The sequence below is a fragment of the Streptomyces sp. NPDC002734 genome (assembly GCF_040295685.1).
In the GTDB taxonomy this organism is placed as follows: domain Bacteria; phylum Actinomycetota; class Actinomycetes; order Streptomycetales; family Streptomycetaceae; genus Streptomyces.
In genome coordinates this window covers 77,281-98,570 of sequence record NZ_JBEOVU010000002.1, presented here as the reverse complement: position 1 = coordinate 98,570, position 21,290 = coordinate 77,281, and the positions used below count along the sequence as shown (strand labels likewise).

Below are 21,290 nucleotides of genomic sequence, written 5' to 3'. Positions count from 1 at the left end.
GCCTCGGGTCCTTCGATGCCGGATGCTGGAGGCATGCGGAACGGAATGCATCTGGACGTGGAGCACTGTGTGCGGGCCGTGCGGTCGAGGGACGCGCGGTTCGACGGGTGGTTCTACACGGCCGTGCTCAGCACCGGGATCTACTGCCGGCCGAGCTGCCCGGCGATGACGCCCAAACCCGAGAACATGGTGTTCCACCCCAGCGCGGCCGCCTGCCAGCAGGCCGGCTTCCGCGCCTGCAAGCGCTGCCGGCCGGACACCACGCCCGGGTCGCCGGAGTGGAACGAGCGGGACGACGTCGTCGCCCGGGCCATGCGGCTGATCGCCGACGGGGTGGTGGACCGGGAGGGAGTGCCGGGACTGGCGTCCCGGCTCGGGTACAGCACGCGGCAGATCGAGCGGCAGCTGCTGGCCACGCTCGGCGCGGGGCCGCTGGCCCTGGCAAGGGCCCAGCGGGCGCAGACCGCGCGGATGCTGATCGAGACGACCGCGCTGACCATGGCGGACGTCGCCTTCGCCGCCGGCTTCTCCTCGGTGCGCAGCTTCAACGAGACCGTGCGCGAGGTGTACGCGCTCACCCCGGGGCAGCTGCGGGACAAGGCCGCCCCCGCCGAGGGCGCGAGCGGCGGCACCCTGTCGCTGCGGCTGCCGTTCCGGGAGCCGCTCAACCCGGACAACCTGTTCGGGCACCTCGCCGCCACCGCCGTGCCCGGCGTGGAGGAGTGGCGGGACGGCGCCTACCGCCGCACGCTGCGGCTGCCGCACGGGCACGGCGTCGTCTCCCTCGCGCCGATGCCGGACCACGTCGCCTGCCGGCTCACCCTGACCGACCTGCGCGACCTCACCGTCGCCATCAGCCGCTGCCGGCGCCTGCTGGACCTCGACGCCGACCCCGTCGCCGTGGACGACCAGCTGCGCGCCGATCCGGTGCTGCGGCCCTACGTCGACAAGGCGCCCGGGCGGCGGGTGCCGCGCACGGTGGACGAGGCCGAGTTCGCGGTCCGCGCGGTGCTGGGCCAGCAGGTGTCCACCGCGGCGGCCCGCACGCACGCCGCCCGGCTGGTGACCGCGCACGGGGAGCCGGTCGAGGACCCCGAGGGCGGGCTCACCCACCTCTTCCCGTCGCCCGAGGCGCTGGCCGCCCTCGACCCCGAGTCGCTCGCCATGCCGCGCAGCCGGCGCGGGACCCTGACCACCCTGGTGGGACGGCTGGCCGACGAGACGCTGAAGCTCGGTGTGGACAGCGACTGGCCCGAGACGCGGGCGCGACTGCTGGAGCTGCCGGGCTTCGGGCCCTGGACGGTCGACGTCATCGCGATGCGGGCGCTCGGCGACCCCGACGCCTTCCTGCCCACCGACCTCGGCATCCGCCGCGCGGCGCAGGAGCTCGGGCTGCCGTCCACCCCCGCCGCGCTCACCGCGCGGGCCGAGGCGTGGCGGCCGTGGCGGGCGTACGCGGTGCAGTACCTCTGGGCGACCGAGAGTCACCCGATCAACTTCCTTCCGGTGTGAAGGACTTCCTGGGATGAGAGTGATGAAGCAGCACACGGTGGTGGAGAGTCCCTACGGCGTCCTGACGCTGGTCGCCGAGGACGGCGTCCTGTGCGGGCTCTACATGACGCAACAGCGGCACCGGCCGCTCGAGGAGACCTTCGGCGAGCGGGTGACCGCCGCCGACGGGCCCTTCCCGGCGGTGGTCGAGCAACTGGAGGCGTACTTCGCGGGCGAGCTGCGGGACTTCGACCTGCCGCTGCGGATGAACGGGACCGCCTTCCAGCGGTCCGTGTGGGAGCGGCTGCGGGCCATCCCGTACGGCGAGACCCGCTCCTACGGGCAGCTCGCCGCCGAGCTGGGCAGCCCCGGCGCCTCGCGGGCCGTCGGCCTCGCCAACGGGCGCAACCCGGTCGGCATCATCGTGCCCTGCCACCGGGTGATCGGGGCGGGCGGCTCGCTCACCGGTTACGGCGGCGGCCTCGAGCGCAAGCAGCGGCTGCTCGCGTTCGAGCGGTCCGGGGCCGGCGCGGCGGAGCCCTCCGGCACGGGTGTGCTGTTCTGACCGGGCCTGCCGGCAGCTGTTGACCTCGTCGCGCGCCGGGCCGGTTTCCGGTGCTCCAGGGGCGGTATGCCAGGGGGAGGGGACGCCCCACGCGTCTCCCGCACCTCTGCTCGCATCTCGACGGCACATCCGTGTCCCCCATCGACGAGAGGCAACCCCCATGAGACGTGTGTACGCGATCCTCGCGGCGTTATGCCTGGCGGTGTCCGCGGCGCTCGCGCTGGCCGGACCCGCCCAGGCCGCCCCGCAGACCGTCGCCAACGGCCAGCAGTTCACCGACACCTCCGGCAACCCCCTGCACGCGCACGGCGGCGGGGTCGTGAAGGTTGGCTCGTACTACTACTGGTTCGGCGAGCACCGGGACTCCTCCAACAGGTTCCTCTACGTGGACGCCTACCGCTCCACCGACCTGAGGAACTGGGAGTTCCGCAACCACGTCCTGACCCGTTCCAGCGCGGGCGAGCTGGCGAGCGCCAACATCGAGCGGCCCAAGGTCATGTACAACGCCTCCACCGGCAAGTACGTGATGTGGATGCACAAGGAGAACGGCTCCGACTACGGCGAGGCGCGCGCGGCCGTCGCCGTCTCCGACACCGTCGACGGCGCCTACAGCTACCAGGGCAGCTTCCGCCCGCTGGGCCAGCACATGTCGCGGGACATCACCGTCTTCGTCGACACCGACGGGACCGGCTACATGGTGTCCGCCGCCCGCGAGAACTACGACCTGCACATCTACCGGCTCAACTCCGCGTACACGAACGTCGAGAGCCTGGTCGCCAACCCCTGGCCCGGCGGCCACCGTGAGGCGCCCGCGCTGTTCAAGCGGGGCAACGTCTACTTCATGCTGACCTCCGGCGCGACCGGCTGGAGCCCCAACCAGCAGAAGTACGCGACCGCCTCCTCGCCGGCCGGCCCGTGGACGTCCATGCAGAACGTCGGCGACTCCACCGCCTACGGGTCGCAGACCGCGTGGGTGCTGCCGGTGCAGGGCAGCTCCGGGACCGCCCACCTCTACCTGGGCGACCGCTGGGGCAACTCCTTCGGCGGCACGGTCAACGACTCGCGTTACGTGTGGCTGCCGCTGAGCTTCCCGACCTCGACCAGCATGTCGATGTCCTGGACGCCGGAGCTGACGATCGACGCCGCCGCCGGATCCGTCTCCGGGGTCCAGGCGAACTACGAGACGCTGACCGCCCGGCACAGCGGCAAGTGCGCGGACGTGCCGGACCAGTCGCTGCAGCGGGGCGTCGCCCTCAAGCAGTACACCTGCAACGGCGGCGCCAACCAGAAGTGGTGGTTCAAGTCCGTCGGCAACGGCTACCACCAGCTGTCGGGCCGGGGCAGCGCGCTCTGCGTGACCGAGAAGTCCTCCGGCGTCACCCAGGAGACCTGCACCGGGGAGAACGCCCAGCAGTGGTCGGTGACCACCTCCGGCGGCTACGCGCAGCTGAAGTCCCGTGCGACCGGCGAGTGCCTGGACGTCAACGGCGGCTCCACCGCCAACTCCGCGGCGCTGATCACCTACTCCTGCAACAACGGCTCCAACCAGCAGTGGACCCGCGGCAACTGACCCACCGACCCCCCCCGAGCCCGCGCGGGGGCTGCCCGCCCAGGTCAGGCGGCCAGCTCCCGCAGGAGGCGGGGGAGGGCGGTTCCGATGGGGTCGCGGACGACCTCGTCGGCGAGCTCGTCGTACGGCGTCTCCTCCGCGTTGACGATCACCAGCCGCGCCCCGTGGTCGGCGGCCACCCCGGCGAAACCGGCGGCGGGGTGCACCTGGAGGCTGGTGCCCACGGCGACGAAGACCTCGCAGGCCTTGGTGATCGCCAGCGCCCGGCTCAGCACCTCGGTGTCCAGGGGCTCGCCGAACATCACGGTCGCCGGCTTCAGGACGCCCCCGCAGGCCAGGCAGCGCGGGTCCTCCTCGCCGGCGTCCAGGCGGGCCAGCGCCTCGGACATCGGGCCGCGCGCGTGGCAGCGCACGCAGACCACGGAGCGCACCGAGCCGTGGAGCTCGAGGACCTTGCGGTCCGGCATCCCGGCCTTCTGGTGCAGCCCGTCGATGTTCTGGGTGAGCACGCGCACCGGCACGCCGGACCGCTCCAGCTCGGCCACCGCCCGGTGGGCGGCGTTCGGCTCGGCGTCGAGCAGCCCCGTCGTGCGGCGCATCCGCCAGGAACGGCGCCGGATCTCCGGATCGTTGACGTAGTACTCGTAGGTGACCAGCTTCTCGGCGTCCGGGTCCTGCCGCCACACGCCGTTGGGTCCCCGGTAGTCGGGGATGCCCGAGTCGGTGGAGATCCCGGCGCCGCTGAGGACGGCGACCAGCGGCCTGGAGGAACGGCGGGGCGAGGACGTGGGGATGGGCGTGGTCATGCGCCCGAGAGTAGGTGCGGGCGGCGGGGCGCCGCGAACGGTTAACGCTGCCGCTGCCGCCGCAGGAGCCGCAGGAGCCGCGGACGCCGCGGACGCCGCCCGCAGGGTCACACCGCCGCGGCCGCCGCCCTCAGCGCGGCCGCGGCGCCGTGCGGGACCGGGTCGCCGTGCCCGAAGACCGCCGTGTCGACGTCCAGCCCGGCGAGCCGGTGCAGCGACGCGACGGCCCGGGCGCGGTCGGTGTTGAAGACGCCCAGCAGGGTCCGGCCGACGTTGGCGACCGCGTCCCCGGTGAACAGCACCCTCGGCCCGGGCAGGTGGAGCGCGATGGACCCGTCCGTGTGCCCGGGCACCGCCACCACCACGGCCCCGCCGCCGAACTCCAGCACGTCGCCGTCCTCGACCTCACGATCCACCCGGCACGGCGGGGCCGGCGGCAGGGGCGGCAGGGACGCGCGGATCGGCAGCTCGAAGTCCTCGAGCACCGCCGGCGCCCCGGCCGCCTCGCCGCGGATCACCGGTGCCTCCAGCCGATGGGCCACCACCTCCGCGCCGTGCCGGGCGGCCAGTTCGGCCGCCGAGCCGGCGTGGTCCTCGTGCCAGTGCGTCAGCACGATCCGCCGCAGCTCACCGTCCAGCGCCTTCTCGATCCGCGCGGCGCCGTCCGCCGTCCCGGTGTCGACCAGGGTCAGCCCGTCGCCGTCCCGCCACAGGTAGGCCGCCCCCACGGGGAAGCGGAGCATGCGCAACGACGGCAGCACCTCGATGACGTCCATGCCGCCAGCCTCCACGGCTTTCCCGGCGGGCGTCCCCGTGTTCGCCGACGGCTCACCCGGGGGTGCGGAAGGCGGTCAGGCGCCCGACACGGGTGCCGAGGCCGGCCGGTCGACCCGGTGGCCGTTCTCCAGCTCGGCGGGGCCGGAGCCGTCGGCCAGGACGTCCAGGGCGGTCGTCACCCGGCCCAGGAGGGGGCCGAGCAGGTACTCGGGCAGTTCCTCGCGGGGGACGAAGCGCCAGGACAGCAGCTCCTCCTCCTGGAGGCGCACGGCGGCGACGGACTCCGCGCCCAGCACGCCGCCGTCGTACAGGTACACCACGACCGGCGGGCGGGTGGTGCTCTGCACCCAGTCCACGGCGAGCAGGCGCCCCGGGGGCACGTCCAGGCCGATCTCCTCGGCGGTCTCCCGCCGGGCGCCCTGGCGCGGGGTCTCGCCCTCGTCGGACTCCACCGTGCCGCCTGGCAGCACCCAGCCGTCGCGGTAGTTCGGTTCGACCAGCAGCACCCGGCCCGCGGCGTCGCGGAAAAGGGTGGCCGCGCCACACAGGATGCGGGGCAGGCCGGCGATGTAGGCGGCGTACGCCTCGTCGGAGGAGGTCACGCACTCAGCCTAGCGAGAGCGGCGCGGGGCCATGGCGGGCCCGGGCGCACCCGTCCTATGGTCGCTGCGACGGGTGGCCGGAGAGCGGAGGCGTTGTGGTGGAGAAGGCCCGGCGGGTGCTGGTCGCCGCGGACAAGTTCAAGGGATCGCTGACCGCGGTCGAGGTGGCCGCACGCGTCGCGGCGGGGCTGCGGCGCGTCGCGCCGGACGTCGAGGTGGCCGCGCTGCCGGTCGCCGACGGCGGCGACGGGACGGTGGACGCGGCGGTGGCCGCCGGGTTCGCACGGCACCGGACACGGGTGACCGGGCCCGTGGGGGAACAGGTCGGGGCGGCCTTCGCGGCGCGGGGCGACACCGCCGTGGTGGAGATGGCCGAGGCGAGCGGACTCCAGCGGCTGCCGGGCGGCGTCCTCGCACCGCTCACCGCGACCACCCGCGGCTCGGGGGAGCTGCTGCGGGCCGCGCTGGACGCGGGGGCCCGGACGGTGGTGTTCGGCGTGGGCGGGAGCGCCACCACGGACGGCGGCGCCGGCATGCTGGCCGCGCTCGGAGCGCGTTTCCTGGACGCGGACGGGCGGGAGCTGCCGCCCGGGGGAGGGGCCCTCGGGGCGCTGGCGTCCGTCGACCTCTCCGGCCTGGACCCCCGGGTGGGCGACGGGACGGTGGAGCTGGTCCTCGCGAGCGACGTCGACAACCCGCTGACCGGGCCCTTCGGGGCGGCCGCCGTGTACGGGCCGCAGAAGGGCGCCTCACCCGAGGACGTCGCGGTGCTCGACGCGGCGCTCGGACGCTACGCGGAGGTGATGGAGGAGGCCGCGGGTCCCCGGGCCAAGGGCCTCGCCCAGGCGCCGGGGGCGGGCGCCGCGGGCGGACTCGGCTACGCGGCGCTGCTGCTGGGGGCGCGCTTCCGGCCCGGCATCGAGGTGCTGATGGAGGTCGTCGGCTTCGCCGCGGAGCTGGAGCGGGCGGACCTGGTGATCACGGGAGAGGGGTCCCTGGACGCGCAGACGCTGCGGGGGAAGGCCCCGGCGGGCGTCGCGGCGGCGGCCGGCGCCGCGGGGGTCCCCGTGGTCGCCGTCTGCGGCCGCCTCGCCCTCACCCCCGAGGAGCTCGGGGGCGCCGGCATCGCCCGCGCCTACCCCCTGGCGGCGTTGGAACCGGACGTCACCCGCAGCGTCGCGAACGCCGGGCCCCTGCTGGAGCGCGTCGCGGAGTCCCTGGCCCGGGACTGGCTGGTGTAGGGCGATGAGACTCCAAGAGGTCGGCCTGAGGTACGGGCGGCGTGGTCCGTGGGTGCTGCGCGACGTGCACCTGGAGCTGCCGCCCGGGCGGACGATCAGGGCCACCGGCGGCAACGGCTGCGGGAAGTCCACCCTGCTGCGCGTGATCGCGGGAGCCGCCCGGCCGGACCGCGGGCGCGTGCTCGGGCGCCCGGCGCGCACCGCGTACGTACCGGAGCGCTTCCCGCCGGCGCTGCCCTTCACCGCGCTGGAGTACCTGCGGCTCATGGGACAGGTGCACGGCCTGCAGGGTGCGGAGGCCGAACGGCGCGGCACACGCCTGCTGGCACGGTTCGGAGCCGAGGGCCACGCGCACCGCCCGCTCGCCCGGCTCTCCAAGGGCACCTGCCAGAAGATCGCGGTGATCCAGGCGCTGCTCGCCGAACCTGACCTGCTCGTCCTGGACGAGGCGTGGACGGGCCTGGACGCCGCGGCGCGGACCGCCCTGGAGGAGGCGGTGGAGGAGCGGGTCGCCCGGGGCGCGACCGCGGTCTTCGTCGACCACGACCCGGCCCGGCTCGAGGACCGCACCCACCTGCGGTGGACCGTGGCCGACGGCGGGGTCGCGGTGGCCCACCGGGCCGTCGCCGCGGCGGTGCGGATCGACTGCGCGGGCGACCTGGGCGGGGCGCAGGCGCTGGCGGCGCTGCCCGGGGTGCGCGCGGCCACCTCCCTCGCCGACGGGGGCGTGCGGCTGGAGACGGACGAGGCGTGCTCGGACGCGCTGCTGCGTGTGCTGCTGGCCCGGCCGGGGGTGCACATCCGTGCGGTGGGCGGGGGCGGGGGTGAGGGCGGGAGATGAGGGCCTTGCTGCGTTACCACGTGATCCTGCTGCTGCGTTCCCAGCGCTGGCTGCCACCGTCGCTGCTCTACGCGGGGCTGGTGGCGATCTCCCTGGACGGGCAGTCGTCGCTCGGCAGCCAGCTCGGCTGGAACGCGGCGGTGCTGGTGCCCACGGCTGCGTGGCTGACCCGTTCCCTGCTGGTCGCGGAGCCGCCGGCCGCCCGGGCCTGTCTCGCCGCGGCGAAGGGTGTGCGCCGCCCGCAGTACGCGGCGCTCGCCGTCCCGCTGGCCTTCGCGCTGCTTCTGGCGCTGCTCGCGGCGGTGCCGTCGGTGCTGGTCTGTCCGGCGCCGGACGAGGCGGGCGCGGTGCTGCTGGGCGGGCCGGCGGCGGGCGTGGTGTGCGCCCTGACCGGCAGCGCCCTCGGGGCGGTGGGCAGCCCGCCGCTGGTACGGAGCACGGCGGGCGGGGCGGGGGTGCTGGTGGCCGGTTCGGTGCTGCTGCTGGTGCTCACGGGGTCGCCGGCGAACGCCGCGGTGAGGGATGCCTTCGCCTCCGGCGCGGCCGAGGTCCGCTTCCCGCTGCTCTCGCTGCCGGGGGCGGTCGTGCTCGCCGTGGCCTGCTGGTGGGTCTCCGCCCGGGCGGCGGGCCGGGCCGGCGCGACCGCGGGCGGCGACCCCGCCTGACCCCCCTGCGCGTCGCCGCGCGCGCTTCCGGCCCGGCATCGAGGTGCTGATGGAGGTCGTCGGCTTCGCCGTGGAGCTGGAGCGGGCGGACCCGGTGACCACGGGGGAGGGCTCCCTGGACGCGCAGACGCCGCGGGGGCAGGCCCCGGCGGGCGTCGCGAACGCCGGGCCCCTGCCGGAGCGCGTCGCGGAGTCCCCGGCCCGGGACCGGCTCGCCCAGCGCGGTCCGCTCCGAGCGGTCACCGCGAAGGCGAGGGGGAGGACTCAGCGGCGGATGAGGCCGAGGTCGGCGGCGGTGGCCACGGCGGCGGTGCGCGAGCTGGTCCCGAGCTTGGCGTAGACACGGGCCAGGTGGGACTTGACGGTGCCCTCCGTGAGGTGGAGCCGCCGGCCGATCGCCTGGTTGGACAGCCCTTCGGCGACCAGGGACAGGACTTCGGTCTCCCGGCGGGTCAGGGCGGCGTGGGGAGTGCGGAGCCTCTCCATGAGGCGGTCGGCGACGGTGGGCGCGAGGGTGGTGCGACCCGTGGCGGCGCCGCGGACGGCGGCGGCGAGGTCCTCGGGCGGCGCGTCCTTGAGGAGGTAGCCGGTGGCGCCGGCCTCGATGGCGGGCAGGGTGTCCGCGTCGGAGTCGTAGGTGGTGACGACCAGCACCCGCGGGGCGCCGGGCCGGGCGGTGATGCGGGCGGTGGCCTCGGCCCCGCCCATGCCCCTGCCGAACCGCAGATCCATCAGGACGACGTCGACGTCGCCCCGCGCGGCGCGGGCGACGGCCTCCTCGGCGGTGGCCGCCTCCGCGACGACGGTGAGGCCGGGCTCGGTCTCCAGCACGGCGCGGAGCCCGGCCCGCACCACCGGATGGTCGTCGGCCAGGAGCAGTCGGACGGGTGGGACGGGTGCGTCGGTCACCGGTGCTCCTCGTGTTCGTCGTCGGAAGCGGGGGTCACCGGGCCGACCAGGCCTTCCGGGCTCACCGGGCCCACGGGCAGCCGGGCGGTCAGGGCGGTGCCGCGGCCCGGAGCCGACTCGACGGTGAGCGTGCCGCCGAGGTCGGCCAGGCGCGCCCGCATGGCGGCCAGGCCGAAGCCGCCGCTCCCGCGACCCGGAGCGGCGGCCGGCCGACCGGGGGTGAATCCGACGCCGTCGTCGACGACCTCGACCGTCACCTGGTCGCCGAGGTGGCCCAGAGCGACCTCGGCGGTGGTGGCATGGGCGTGGTGAACGGTGTTGGCGAGCGCGGACTGGGCGACGCGCAGCAGCGCGACCTCGAGTGCGGTCGGCAGCGGCACGGCACGGCCGGCGAGGCGGAAGCGCACGGTGACCGGGTGCCGGGCGGACGTGGTGGAGCACAGGCGTTCCAGCGCCCCGGCCAGGGTGGTGTCCTCCAGGGCGGGCGGGGTGAGCGCGGAGACGAAGCGCCGGGCCTCGGCAAGGTTGTCCACCGCCGCCCGACGGGCCTGGCCGACGTGGCGTGCGGCGGTCTCCGGGGCCTCTGGCAGGGCCCGCTCGGCGGCGCGCAGCAGCAGCTGGATGCTGGAGAAGCCCTGCGCGAGGGTGTCGTGGATCTCGCGGGCCAGGCGTTCGCGTTCGGCCAGGACACCGGCGGTGTGCTCCGCCCGGGCAAGGTCGGCCCGCGTCGCGGTCAGTTCTTCGATCAGTCTGCGCCGCTCCTCGCTCTCCCGGTACAGCGCCTGGTAGCCCCACACCACCGCGACGGCGACCGCGGCGCCCAGGACGGGACCGATCGCCATGGCGGGAGTGAAGGAGCCCTGATGAGCTGCGAAGGCGGTGACGGCGCAGAGCGCGGTCACGCCGACGGCGGCCAGGCCGGCACGGCGCGGCAGCAGGTGGGTCTGCAGGAAGTACAGGGGGAAGGCCAGCCACACCGCGTCGGCGGTGAGCACCAGCAGCACCAGCCAGCAGGCGCCCACGGCGGTCAGCCAGCAGGCCGCGGCACGCCGTGACCGGCGGACGCGGGGCATGGCGGGACCGGCCGCGTACACCGCGGCGCACCCCGCGGCCGCCGCCACGGTCGCCCCCGCGTGGGGTGCTCCGTCGGTCACGGCCCGGCCGGCGGCCAGCACGAGCAGGCCGACGACCAGCAGGTGCAGGCACCAGGTGAGGGCCCGGCTGGTCGGGGTGAGGGCGGGAGCGGCGGTGTTCACAGTGCCTCCAGCCTAAGGACACGTCCCACCCGACGGCCTCCGCCGAAAGTTACAAGTCGGGCGCCGACCTCCGGCCCGCCAAGTGCCGTCCTGAGCCGGATGCCCGCGCCGGGCGTCCGCGGCGAGGGTGGGGACACACCGACACACCCGTTCCCCCCGGCAGGAAAGAGGCAGGCAGAAGTCGTGTTCGTCGCATGGAGAGACCTCAGGTTCGCCAAGGGGCGCTTCGCCCTGATGGGATCCGTCATCGTCCTCATCACCCTGCTGGTCGGCCTGCTGTCCGGCCTCACCGCCGGACTGGGCCGGCAGAACACCTCCGCGATCACCGGCCTGCCCGCCGACCGGATCGCCTTCCAGGGAGCCGACGGCGCACCGGACCTGTCGTACTCCGACTCCACCGTCACCGAGGAGCAGTGGCGGCGGTGGGCCAGGACCCCCGGCGTCCGTCGGGCGGAGCCGCTCGGCATCACCACCACCAGGGCCACCGCCGGGGACAGGAGCGCCGCGGTCTCCGCCTTCGGCGTCCGCGCGGGATCCCGTCTCGCCCCGGACGGCGACCGCCTGGACGAACGGTCGGCCGTGCTGTCCGCCACGGCCGCCGAGGACCTCGGCGCCGGGCCGGGAAGCACCCTCACCCTGGCCGGGCAGCGGCTGACCGTGGCCGCCGTCGAGGGCGACGCCTCCTTCAGCCACACCCCGGTCGTCTGGACCACCCTCGACGTCTGGCGGAAGGCTGCCCCCCGCTCCGGCGCCGGAGCGGACAGGGGCGCGGGCGACGGCACGGGCCAAAACCGGACCGCGACCGTGATCGCCCTGGACACCGGACCCGGCGTCGACACCGCGGCCACCGACCGGGCCGTGGGCACCAGGACCCTCACCAAGGACGACTCGCTCTCCGCGATCGGCTCCTACACCTCCGAGAACGGCTCGCTGCAGCTGATGCGCGGCTTCCTGTTCGCCATCTCCGCCCTCGTCGTCGGCGCCTTCTTCACCGTCTGGACCATCCAGCGCAGCGGCGACGTCGCCGTCCTCAAGGCCCTCGGAGCGTCCACGGCGGGGCTCCTGCGGGACTCCCTCGGCCAGGCCCTCGTCCTGCTCGCCGGCGGCACCGCCCTCGGCACCGGCCTCGCCGCCGCCCTCGGCGTGCTGGTCGCCGGCGGGGCCGTGCCCTTCCTCCTGACGCCTGCCACCGTCCTGCTGCCCGCCGCCGTGACGATCCTCCTCGGCGCCGCCGGGGCCGGCCTGTCCGTCCGCCGCATCACCTCCGTCGACCCGCTGACCGCCCTGGGAAGTGCCCGATGAGCCTGAACCTGACCGACGTCACCCTCACCTACCCCGACGGCGACACGCGCCTCACCGCCCTCGACCGGGTCACCCTGGACGTCCCCGGGGGAAGCCTCACCGCCGTGGTCGGGCCCTCCGGCTCCGGCAAGTCCAGCCTGCTGGCCGTGGCCGCCACCCTGATCACCGCCGACTCCGGCACCGTCACCGTCGACGGTGACGACACCACCGGCATGGGCCGGGACGAGCTCACCGACCTGCGGCGCCGAAAGATCGGCATCGTCTTCCAGCAGCCCAACCTGCTGCCCTCCCTCACCGCCGCCGAGCAGCTCCAGGTCATGGCCGTCATCGACGGCCGCAGCCCCACGAAGGCCCGTGCCCGCGCGCTCGACCTCCTCGACGCGGTCGGCCTCGCCGACCTGGCCGGCCGCCGTCCCCACCAGCTCTCCGGCGGCCAGCGCCAGCGCGTCAACATCGCCCGCGCCCTGATGAACGAGCCCACCGTCCTCCTGGTCGACGAGCCCACCAGCGCCCTCGACCACGAACGGGGCGCCGCGGTCGTCGACCTGATCAGCCGCCTCACCCGCCGGCAGGGCACCGCCACCGTCCTCGTCACCCACGACACCACCCACCTCGCAGCCGCGGACCGGGTCGCCGAGGTCCGCGACGGGGCCCTGCGCCACCCCGCCCGCCACTGAAGCGGGCGGAGGGTCCCGGAAGCCCCGGGAAACGCCGACGGCCCCCCGAGCCGTGAAGGCTCGGGGGGCCGTACGTCGGGCGAGGGGCGGTGCTACTGGAGCTGGGCCGCCCGGGCCTCGCGACGGTTGTCGCGGAAGTTGTTCACCCGGCGGGCCGTGGCGAACAGCGGGATCACCGCGCCCAGCACCAGCTGCAGCGCGCAGCCGGCCTGGAGCAGCAGCTCACCGGCGGGAGCGCCGACCGCCCAGGCGACCAGCATGCCCATCGAGGCCACGATCCAGATCAGCATCGCCACCGCGGACTTGCCCCGCGGCTTCGGGTACTCGACGCGGCTCACCATCAGCCACGCCGTGCCCAGCACCGCCAGCAGCGTCGCCACGAACGGCAGCTCGAGCAGCACGATGGAGACCACCGTCAGCGCCCCGAACGGGGACGGCATGCCCTGGAACGTGCCGTTGGGCACCGTCACGATGGAGAACCGCGCAAGCCGCAGCACCACCGCCAGCAACACCACGATCGCGGCCAGCGCCGCCACCCGCTGATGGGCGTCGTCGGCGACCATGCCGTACACCAGCACGAAGTACGCCGGCGCGAGCCCGAAGCTGATCAGGTCGGACAGGTTGTCCAGCTCCGCGCCCATCGGCGAGGACCGCAGCTTGCGGGCGACCTGGCCGTCGAACAGGTCGAAGATCGCCGCGGCCAGCATCAGGATCACCGCGGTGGCCGCGCTGTGACGGGCCATGCCCGTCTCCTGGCTGCCGGTGAGGTGCGGGATCAGGATGCCGGTGGTGGTGAAGTACACCGCCATGAAGCCACAGGTCGCGTTGCCGAGGGTGAGCGTGTCGGCTATCGACAGGCGGAGCGACAGAGGCATCTCCTCCTCGTCGCACTCCTCGGCGCGGCCGTCCGCCGAAGGCGACCAGCCGGCATTCGGATCTTGGTCAGTCACGGTCAATTCGAGTCACCCCAGCCACGGTCTTCTGGCCGACCTCGACCGCGACCTCCACCCCGGCCGGGAGGTACAGGTCGACGCGCGAGCCGAACCGGATGAGACCGATCCGCTCGCCCTGCTCGACCTTGGTCCCCTGCGGGATGTAGGGCACGATGCGGCGGGCCACCGCGCCGGCGATCTGGATCATCTCGATGTCGCCGAGCTCGGTGTCGAAGTGCCAGACGACGCGCTCGTTGTTCTCGCTCTCCTTGTTGAAAGCGGGGACGAACCCACCCGGCACGTGCTCGACCGACGTCACGGTGCCGGCCAGCGGCGCGCGGTTGACGTGGACGTTGAGCGGGCTCATGAAGATGGCGACGCGGGTGCGGCCGTCCTTCCAGGGCATGATGCTCTGCACCACGCCGTCGGCGGGCGAGATCACACGGCCCTGCGTGATCTCACGCTCCGGGTCCCGGAAGAACCACAGCATGCCCGCCGCGAGAGCGGTGGCGGGCACGGCGACGGCCTTGGCCGCGCCGGAACGGCGCGCCCGGAGCAGGCTGAGCGCGGCCGTGGCGACCGTCGGCGCGAGCCACGGCGACGCTCCCCGCGCGAGCCGGGTGCCGGCGATGCTGTCGCGGTGTGCAGAGTCTTGGCTGTGGGGCATGGAAGACCTTCGTAGCGGGATGGTGCCGCGCTGCAGTTCTGGGGACGGCGGCTTTCCGGAATCGTACCGGGCAGGCACTGCAACTGGGCAAGCCAGAAGCCGAGTCGAGCGCCGGGAGCGCTGACGGGGTGTGATCTTCTTCTCGAAGAAAACACCCCGTAGCAGGACAATCGACCGGGCTGCGACCGGAACTCTCCGGAATCAGCCCTGGAAGCGGTACTCCTCGAGGAGCCTGCGACCAATGATCATCTTCTGGATTTCTGCGGTGCCTTCACCGATGAGCAGCATCGGAGCCTCTCGGTAGAGGCGCTCGATCTCGTACTCCTTGGAGAAGCCGTAGCCGCCGTGGATCCGGAAGGCATCTTCCACGACCTCCTTGCAGTACTCGCTGGCGAGGAATTTCGCCATGCCTGCCTCGAGGTCGTTTCGTTCCCCGGAGTCCTTTTTGCGGGCTGCATTAACCATCATCGCATGAGCGGCTTCCACCTTGGTGGCCATTTCGGCCAATTTGAACTGGATCGCCTGATGCTGGGCGATCGGCTTGCCGAAGGTGTGGCGCTGCTGCGCGTACTGCACGCCGAGCTCGAACGCACGCTGTGCGACGCCGCAGCCACGGGCCGCCACGTTCACGCGCCCGACCTCGACGCCGTCCATCATCTGGTAGAAGCCGCGGCCGGTTTTGCCACCCAGTACCCGATTGGCCGGAATTCGCAGGCCATCCATGATGAGCTCGGTGGTGTCGACCCCCTTGTAGCCCATCTTGTCGATCTTCCCGGGGATGGTGAGCCCGGGAAGGACCTCGCCGAAGCCGGCCGGCTTCTCGACGAGGAAGGTCGTCATCGACTTGTGCGCCGCGGTGCCCTCGGGGTGTCCTTCGTCACTCTTCACCAGCACGGCGACGAGCGTGGACGTTCCGCCGTTGGTGAGCCACATCTTCTGCCCGGTGAGGACGAAGTCGTCGCCGTCCCGGACCGCCTTGGACGTGATGGCCGACACGTCCGAGCCGAGCGCCGGCTCCGACATCGAGAAGGCGCCGCGGATCTCGCCGGCCGCCATCCGCGGAAGGAAGTAGTCCTTCTGCTCCTCGGTGCCGTGCTGCTTGAGCATGTAGGCGACGATGAAATGGGTGTTGATGATGCCGGAGACGGACATCCAGCCCCGGGCGATCTCCTCCACGCACAGCGCGTAGGTCAGGAGCGACTCGCCCAGACCCCCGTACTCCTCGGGGATCATCAGCCCGAACAGGCCGAGTTCCTTCAGACCGTCGACGATCGCCTGCGGGTACTCGTCGCGGTGCTCCAGCTGCGTGGCGACCGGGATGATCTCCTTGTCCACGAAGTCCCTGACCGTGGACAGGATCTCCTGCTGGACGTCGGTCAGACCGTGGGTCCGGGCGAGGCGGCTCATCCCTTGGACTCCTTCTCCTTCAGCTCGGGCCGGCCGGGCTGCTCGCCGCCGCGCTCCTTGATGTACGTCTCGGTCGGCACCATCACCTTGCGGCGGAAGACGCAGACCAGGGTGCCGTCCTGCTTGTAGCCCTTGGTCTCCACGTACACGATGCCGCGGTCGTCCTTGGACTTCGACGGCCACTTGTCGAGCACGGTGGTCTGGCCGTAGATCGTGTCGCCGTGGAAGGTGGGCGCCACGTGCTTGAGCGACTCGATCTCCAGGTTGGCGATCGCCTTGCCCGAGACGTCCGGCACCGACATGCCGAGCAGCAGCGAGTAGATGTAGTTGCCCACCACGACGTTCTTGCCGAAGTCGGTCGTCTTCTCGGCGTAGTTGACGTCCATGTGGAGCGGGTGGTGGTTCATGGTGAGGAGACAGAACAGGTGGTCGTCGTACTCGGTGACCGTCTTGCCCGGCCAGTGCTTGTACGTCGCCCCGACCTCGAACTCCTCGTAGGTGCGCCCGAACTGCATGGCTCAGCCCTCCGGGATCTCGAACTTGCTGGTGCGCTGGAGCCCGGCCGCGCGGCCCTTGCCCGCGACGACCAGCGCCATCTTCCGGCTCGCCTCGTCGATCATCTCGTCGCCGAGCATCGCCGAGCCCTTCTTGCCGCCGGCCTCGGACGTGCAGTACTCGTACGCGTCCAGGATCAGCTCGGCGTGGTCGTAGTCCTCCTGCGAGGGGGAGAAGACCTCGTTGGCGGCGTCCACCTGGCCCGGGTGCAGCACCCACTTGCCGTCGAAGCCCAGTGCCGCGGCCCGGCCGGCCACCTCGCGGAAGCCGTCCACGTTGCGGATCTGCAGGTAGGGACCGTCGATCGCCTGAAGGTCGTTGGCGCGGGCCGCCATCAGGATCTTCATCAGGATGTAGTGGTACGCGTCGGCGCCGTAGCCGGGCGGCTGCTCGCCCACCACCAGGGTCTTCATGTTGATGGAGGCCATGAAGTCGGCGGGGCCGAAGATGATGGTCTCCAGGCGCGGCGAGGCCTCGGCGATCGCGTTGACGTTGTTCAGGCCCTGCGCGTTCTCGATCTGCGCCTCGATGCCGATCCGGCCGACCTCGAAGCCCATCGTCTTCTCGATCTGGGTCAGCAGGAGGTCCAGCGCGACGACCTGCTCGGCGTTCTGCACCTTGGGCAGCATGATGCAGTCCAGGTTCGGGCCGGCGCCCTCGACGACCGTCACCACGTCGCGGTAGGTCCACTCGGTGGTCCAGTCGTTGACCCGCACCACGCGGGTCTTGCCCGTCCAGTCGCCCTCGTTGAGGAACTTGACGATGGTGTGCCGGGCCTCCGGCTTCGCCAGCGGCGCGCAGGCGTCCTCCAGGTCCAGGAACACCTGGTCCGCGGGCAGCCCCTGGGCCTTCTCCAGGAAGCGCGGGTTGGAGCCGGGAACGGCCAGGCAGGAGCGCCGCGGACGCAGGCGGTTCACGGGCTGGGGCGCGGTCATGCGGGGACCTCCAGGGGGTCGAGCTTGTTGGCCTTGCGGATCTCGTCGACGATACGGCCGATGATCGTGGTGATGTCGAAGTCCTTCGGGGTGAACACGGCGGCCACCCCGGCGGACCGGAGCTGCTCGGCGTCCGCGCCCGGGATGATGCCGCCGGCGATCACCGGGATGTCGTCGGCGCCGGCGGTGCGCAGCCGGGTCAGGACGTCCGGCACCAGCTGGGCGTGCGAGCCGGACAGGATGGACAGGCCGACCGCGTGCACGTCCTCGGCGAGGGCCGCGTCCACGATCTGCTCCGGCGTGAGCCGGATGCCCTGGTAGACCACCTCGAACCCGGCGTCGCGGGCCCGCACGGCGATCTGCTCGGCGCCGTTGGAGTGCCCGTCCAGGCCCGGCTTGCCGACCAGGAAGCGCAGCTTGCCCGCGCCCAGGTCGCGGGCGGTGGCCTCGACCCGGCGGCGGACCTCGGCCAGTCCGGTGCCGTCCTCGGCCGCCACCGCCACCGGGGCGGACGAGACGCCGGTGGGCGCCCGGTACTCACCGAACACCTCCCGCAGCGCTCCCGCCCACTCCCCGGTGGTCGCCCCCGCACGGGCGCATTCGAGGGTGGCTTCCATGAGGTTGTCCTTGCCGCGCGCCGCCTGCTTCAGCCGCTCCAGCGCCTTGCACGGACGCGGGTGGTTGAACGGCGGCTGGTAGCGGGTGTCGCGCCAGGCCTGCAGCGAGGCGATCACCCGGGCCTCGACGGCCGGGTCGACCGTCTGGATCGCCGTGTCCAGGTCCGCGGTGAGCGGGCTGGGCTCGGTCGACTCGAAGACGTTCACGCCGACGATCCTGTCGTGCCCCGCCTCGATCCGGGCACGGCGCTCCGCGTGCGAGGCGACCAGCTGCGACTTGAGGTAGCCGGACTCCACGGCGGCCATCGCGCCGCCCATCTCCTGGATCCGGTCCATCTCCGCCCAGGACGCCTCGACCAGCTCGGCGACCTTGGCCTCGATCACCGTCGAGCCCTCGAAGATGTCGCCGTACTCCAGCAGGTCGCTCTCGTAGGCGAGCACCTGCTGGATGCGCAGCGACCACTGCTGGTCCCAGGGCCGGGGCAGGCCCAGCGCCTCGTTCCAGGCCGGCAGCTGCACGGCGCGGGCCCGGGCGTCCTTGGAGAGGGTGACGGCCAGCATCTCCAGCACGATCCGCTGGACGTTGTTCTCCGGCTGCGCCTCGGTCAGACCGAGCGAGTTGACCTGGACGCCGTACCGGAAGCGGCGCTGCTTGGCGTTCTCGATGCCGTACCGCTCCCGGGTGACGCGGTCCCAGATGCGAGTGAAGGCCCGCATCTTGCACATCTCCTCGACGAAGCGGACACCGGCGTTCACGAAGAACGAGATCCGGGCGACCACGTCGCCGAACTTCTCCTCGGGCACCTGGCCGCTGTCGCGGACCGCGTCCAGGACGGCGATCGCCGTGGACATCGCGTAGGCGATCTCCTGGACCGGAGTGGCTCCCGCCTCCTGCAGGTGGTAGCTGCAGATGTTGATCGGGTTCCACTTCGGCATGTGGGTGACCGTGTAGGTGATCAGGTCCGTGGTCAGCCGGAGGGAGGGCCCGGGCGGGAAGACGTGCGTCCCCCGGGAGAGGTACTCCTTGACGATGTCGTTCTGGGTGGTGCCCTGGAGGGCCGCGACGTCCGCGCCCTGCTCCTCGGCGACGACCTGGTAGAGCGCCAGCAGCCACATGGCGGTGGCGTTGATGGTCATCGAGGTGTTCATCTTCTCGAGGGGGATGTCCTCGAAGAGACGGCGCATGTCGCCGACGTGCGCGATCGGGACCCCGACCCGGCCGACCTCACCGCGGGCGAGGACGTGGTCGGAGTCGTAGCCGGTCTGGGTGGGCAGGTCGAACGCCACCGACAGGCCGGTCTGCCCCTTGGCGAGGTTGCGCCGGTACAGCTCGTTGGACGCCTCGGCCGTCGAGTGGCCGGCGTACGTCCGCATCAGCCACGGACGGTCCTTCTGACGCTCTGACATCTGTCGTCCGCCGTTTCTCAGACGTTCCGGAAGCGGTTGATCGCGTCGAGGTGCTGGGCGCGCATCTCGTGGTCGCGGACGCCCAGGCCCTCCTCCGGAGCCAGGCACAGCACACCGACCTTGCCCTGGTGCAGGTTGCGGTGGACGTCGTAGGTCGCCTGGCCGGTCTCCTCCAGGCTGTACGTCTTCGACAGTGTCGGGTGGATCTTGCCCTTGGCGATCAGGCGGTTGGCCTCCCACGCCTCGCGGTAGTTGGCGAAGTGCGAGCCGATGATCCGCTTCAGCGACATCCACAGGTAGCGGTTGTCGTACTGGTGCATGTAGCCGGAGGTGGAGGCGCAGGTGGTGATGGTGCCGCCCTTGCGGGTGACGAAGACCGAGGCGCCGAAGGTCTCCTTGCCGGGGTGCTCGAAGACGATGTCGATGTCCTCGCCGCCGGTGAGCTCGCGGATGCGCTTGCCGAAGCGCTTCCACTCCTTCGGGTCCTGGGTGTTCTCGTCCTTCCAGAACCGGTAGTCCTCGGCCGCGCGGTCGATGATCAGCTCGGCGCCCATGGCGCGGCAGATCTCGGCCTTCTCCGGCGAGGAGACCACGCAGATCGGGGTGGCGCCGCCGGCCAGCGCGAACTGGGTCGCGTAGGAGCCGAGGCCGCCGCTGGCGCCCCAGATCAGGACGTTGTCGCCCTGCTTCATGTTGGCGCCGTTGGCGGAGACCAGCTGCCGGTAGGCGGTGGAGTTGACCAGGCCCGGCGAGGCGGCCTCCTCCCAGGACAGGTGGTCCGGCTTCGGCATCAGCTGGTTGGACTTGACCAGCGCGATCTCGGCGAGGCCGCCGAAGTTGGTCTCGAAGCCCCAGATCCGCTGCTCGGGGTCGAGCATCGTGTCGTTGTGACCGTCGGAGGACTCCAGCTCGACGCTCAGACAGTGCGCGACGACCTCGTCGCCGGGCCGCCAGGCGTTGACGCCGGGGCCGGTGCGCAGGACGACGCCGGCCAGGTCGGAGCCGATGATGTGGTACGGGAGGTCGTGGCGCTTGGTCAGCTCACTGACCTTGCCGTAACGCTCCAGGAAGCCGAAGGTCGACAGCGGCTCGAAGATGGACGTCCACACCGAGTTGTAGTTGACCGAGGAGGCCATCACGGCCACCAGGGCCTCGCCCGGGCCGAGTTCCGGCAGGGGGACGTCGTCCAGGTGCAGGGACTTGCGCGGGTCCTTGTCGCGGGTCGCGAGGCCCGCGAACATCTCCGTCTCGTCCTTGTGCACGGTGATCGCACGGTACGACTCGGGGAGCGGGAGGGCGGCGAAGTCCTCCGACGAGGCGTTCTGCGACTGGATCGCGTCCAGGATGTCCTTCACGGTCACGGTGTTGCCTCCGGCGACGGGCGCCCGCCTGAGGGGCGCAGAGGGTACGTCGGTGCTGCGGGTGTGGTGCGGTGCTGAGGGTGTGGTGCCGTCGGTTCGGCGGGTGGTGCGGCAGCGCGTGGTGGCGCGGGGATGCCTGGGGATGCCTGTGACGCAGGCGTCCGGACGCGCGTGGCCGTGGAGCCGTGCGGGGACACCCGGCGCACGGTTCGTGTGGTGCGCCGGCCGTCCGGACACCCACAACGTATGGCACGGCGTGACGGTTGACAAGGCACTGAGTGCCAGGAGTTCCGCTCAGGTGAAAACTTTGCCGTTCAGGTGAGCGATGATCGATCAGAGGGGGTTCGGTGAGGCGCCTCGATCGATGATCGATCAGCTTTCACAAGGGGGTTTGTGGGGTGGGGCGGGGGAGCGGTACGGGTGCGGGACGGTGCCGAATGCCTCTTCGCGGGGCGGCTGCGAGCCGTGCGGCCCTCTCTGCGGTGGCCCGTTCGCCGTCGCGCGTGACACTCGGTGCCACCCTTGGTCGGCGGGGTGCCTGCTGACGTGTCCCCCGCCCTGCGGGCAATCGTGCCGCTGGGGCGGCACGGGTGGGCGCAGGGCCCCACGTCCTCGCGGGACGGCTTGCTTCACGCCACGTAAGCCCCTCCGGGAAGGGGGCGGGTCGGGGGATCCGAACGGGTGCTGTCCGCCAGGGCTCAGCCCTG

General features: G+C 72.7%; 20 protein-coding genes and 1 pseudogene. 9 read left to right on the top strand and 12 right to left on the bottom strand.

Features of this window, described 5'->3' with window-relative positions; translation table 11 throughout:
- The first annotated feature begins 33 nt into the window (after positions 1-33).
- From ABT026_RS02140 to ABT026_RS02130, 3 genes are all read left to right on the top strand, one after another.
- Complete coding sequence (locus ABT026_RS02140) at positions 34-1,512, top strand: AlkA N-terminal domain-containing protein (RefSeq protein ID WP_351111195.1); 1,479 nt, start codon at positions 34-36, stop codon at positions 1,510-1,512.
- Between the two features lie 22 nt (positions 1,513-1,534).
- Entirely contained in the window at positions 1,535-2,056 is a 522-nt protein-coding gene (locus tag ABT026_RS02135) for a methylated-DNA--[protein]-cysteine S-methyltransferase (protein WP_351111628.1), read from the top strand.
- Positions 2,057-2,216: 160 nt separating this feature from the next.
- On the top strand, positions 2,217-3,626 hold the full coding sequence (locus tag ABT026_RS02130) for an RICIN domain-containing protein (RefSeq protein WP_351111193.1): 1,410 nt from the start codon (positions 2,217-2,219) through the stop codon (positions 3,624-3,626).
- Between the two features lie 44 nt (positions 3,627-3,670).
- Here the strand turns inward: ABT026_RS02130 and ABT026_RS02125 are convergent, their stop codons facing one another.
- The 3 genes from ABT026_RS02125 to ABT026_RS02115 all read right to left on the bottom strand — a co-directional run bounded on the left by ABT026_RS02125 (position 3,671) and on the right by ABT026_RS02115 (position 5,811).
- Complete coding sequence (locus ABT026_RS02125) at positions 3,671-4,432, bottom strand: SIR2 family NAD-dependent protein deacylase (protein ID WP_351111191.1); 762 nt, start codon at positions 4,430-4,432, stop codon at positions 3,671-3,673.
- 107 nt (positions 4,433-4,539) lie between these two features.
- Complete coding sequence (locus ABT026_RS02120) at positions 4,540-5,208, bottom strand: MBL fold metallo-hydrolase (RefSeq protein ID WP_351111189.1); 669 nt, start codon at positions 5,206-5,208, stop codon at positions 4,540-4,542.
- A 75-nt stretch (positions 5,209-5,283) separates the two neighbouring features.
- Entirely contained in the window at positions 5,284-5,811 is a 528-nt protein-coding gene (locus tag ABT026_RS02115) for an NUDIX domain-containing protein (RefSeq protein WP_351111187.1), read from the bottom strand.
- A 98-nt stretch (positions 5,812-5,909) separates the two neighbouring features.
- Between ABT026_RS02115 and ABT026_RS02110 the strand changes: the two genes are divergently transcribed.
- The 4 genes and pseudogenes from ABT026_RS02110 to ABT026_RS02095 form a co-directional block, all read left to right on the top strand.
- Positions 5,910-7,052 carry a glycerate kinase gene (locus ABT026_RS02110; protein WP_351111626.1) on the top strand — a complete coding sequence of 381 codons (1,143 nt, stop codon included), beginning with the start codon at positions 5,910-5,912 and terminating at the stop codon, positions 7,050-7,052.
- Positions 7,053-7,056: 4 nt separating this feature from the next.
- A complete protein-coding gene (locus tag ABT026_RS02105; protein ID WP_351111185.1) occupies positions 7,057-7,893 on the top strand; it encodes an ABC transporter ATP-binding protein in 837 nt (278 codons plus the stop codon).
- Positions 7,890-8,558, top strand: a complete 669-nt coding sequence (locus ABT026_RS02100) for a hypothetical protein (RefSeq protein WP_351111183.1) — start codon at positions 7,890-7,892, stop codon at positions 8,556-8,558. The genes ABT026_RS02105 and ABT026_RS02100 overlap by 4 nt, the downstream gene beginning before the upstream one ends.
- Before the next feature lie 19 nt (positions 8,559-8,577).
- Positions 8,578-8,898 (top strand): annotated as a pseudogene (locus ABT026_RS02095) (glycerate kinase); the annotation flags it as partial.
- Here ABT026_RS02095 and ABT026_RS02090 read toward each other — a convergent pair.
- Both ABT026_RS02090 and ABT026_RS02085 read right to left on the bottom strand, forming a co-directional pair.
- The gene (locus ABT026_RS02090) at positions 8,823-9,467 is read right to left on the bottom strand and encodes a response regulator (protein ID WP_351111181.1); all 645 of its coding nucleotides are present in this window, start codon (positions 9,465-9,467) and stop codon (positions 8,823-8,825) included. The pseudogene ABT026_RS02095 and the gene ABT026_RS02090 sit on opposite strands and share 76 nt — an antisense overlap.
- Positions 9,464-10,723: a sensor histidine kinase gene (locus ABT026_RS02085; RefSeq protein WP_351111179.1), complete on the bottom strand. Its 1,260-nt coding sequence runs from the start codon at positions 10,721-10,723 to the stop codon at positions 9,464-9,466. The genes ABT026_RS02090 and ABT026_RS02085 overlap by 4 nt, the downstream gene beginning before the upstream one ends.
- 183 nt (positions 10,724-10,906) lie before the next feature.
- Here ABT026_RS02085 and ABT026_RS02080 point away from each other — a divergent pair, with 183 nt between their 5' ends.
- Positions 10,907-12,025 (top strand): ABC transporter permease, encoded by a 1,119-nt coding sequence (locus ABT026_RS02080; protein WP_351111177.1) that lies wholly within the window; start codon positions 10,907-10,909, stop codon positions 12,023-12,025.
- Positions 12,022-12,702 carry an ABC transporter ATP-binding protein gene (locus tag ABT026_RS02075; RefSeq protein WP_351111175.1) on the top strand — a complete coding sequence of 227 codons (681 nt, stop codon included), beginning with the start codon at positions 12,022-12,024 and terminating at the stop codon, positions 12,700-12,702. Before ABT026_RS02080 ends, ABT026_RS02075 begins: the two co-directional genes overlap by 4 nt.
- A gap of 92 nt (positions 12,703-12,794) precedes the next feature.
- Here ABT026_RS02075 and pssA read toward each other — a convergent pair whose 3' ends face one another.
- The 7 genes from pssA to ccrA all read right to left on the bottom strand — a co-directional run bounded on the left by pssA (position 12,795) and on the right by ccrA (position 20,577).
- Positions 12,795-13,658 carry a CDP-diacylglycerol--serine O-phosphatidyltransferase gene (pssA, locus tag ABT026_RS02070; protein ID WP_351111173.1) on the bottom strand — a complete coding sequence of 288 codons (864 nt, stop codon included), beginning with the start codon at positions 13,656-13,658 and terminating at the stop codon, positions 12,795-12,797.
- The gene (locus ABT026_RS02065; protein WP_351111172.1) at positions 13,645-14,301 is read right to left on the bottom strand and encodes a phosphatidylserine decarboxylase; all 657 of its coding nucleotides are present in this window, start codon (positions 14,299-14,301) and stop codon (positions 13,645-13,647) included. The genes pssA and ABT026_RS02065 overlap by 14 nt, the downstream gene beginning before the upstream one ends.
- A 201-nt stretch (positions 14,302-14,502) precedes the next feature.
- The gene (locus ABT026_RS02060; protein ID WP_351111170.1) at positions 14,503-15,708 is read right to left on the bottom strand and encodes an acyl-CoA dehydrogenase family protein; all 1,206 of its coding nucleotides are present in this window, start codon (positions 15,706-15,708) and stop codon (positions 14,503-14,505) included.
- Positions 15,705-16,223 carry a MaoC family dehydratase gene (locus tag ABT026_RS02055; protein ID WP_351111168.1) on the bottom strand — a complete coding sequence of 173 codons (519 nt, stop codon included), beginning with the start codon at positions 16,221-16,223 and terminating at the stop codon, positions 15,705-15,707. Before ABT026_RS02055 ends, ABT026_RS02060 begins: the two co-directional genes overlap by 4 nt.
- Before the next feature lie 3 nt (positions 16,224-16,226).
- Positions 16,227-17,198, bottom strand: coding sequence for an HpcH/HpaI aldolase/citrate lyase family protein (locus ABT026_RS02050; protein ID WP_351111166.1), 972 nt, complete (start codon positions 17,196-17,198; stop codon positions 16,227-16,229).
- A complete protein-coding gene (locus ABT026_RS02045; protein WP_351111164.1) occupies positions 17,195-19,222 on the bottom strand; it encodes an ethylmalonyl-CoA mutase in 2,028 nt (675 codons plus the stop codon). The genes ABT026_RS02050 and ABT026_RS02045 overlap by 4 nt, the downstream gene beginning before the upstream one ends.
- A gap of 17 nt (positions 19,223-19,239) precedes the next feature.
- A complete protein-coding gene (ccrA, locus tag ABT026_RS02040) occupies positions 19,240-20,577 on the bottom strand; it encodes a crotonyl-CoA carboxylase/reductase (RefSeq protein WP_174721559.1) in 1,338 nt (445 codons plus the stop codon).
- Positions 20,578-21,290: the final 713 nt, after the last annotated feature.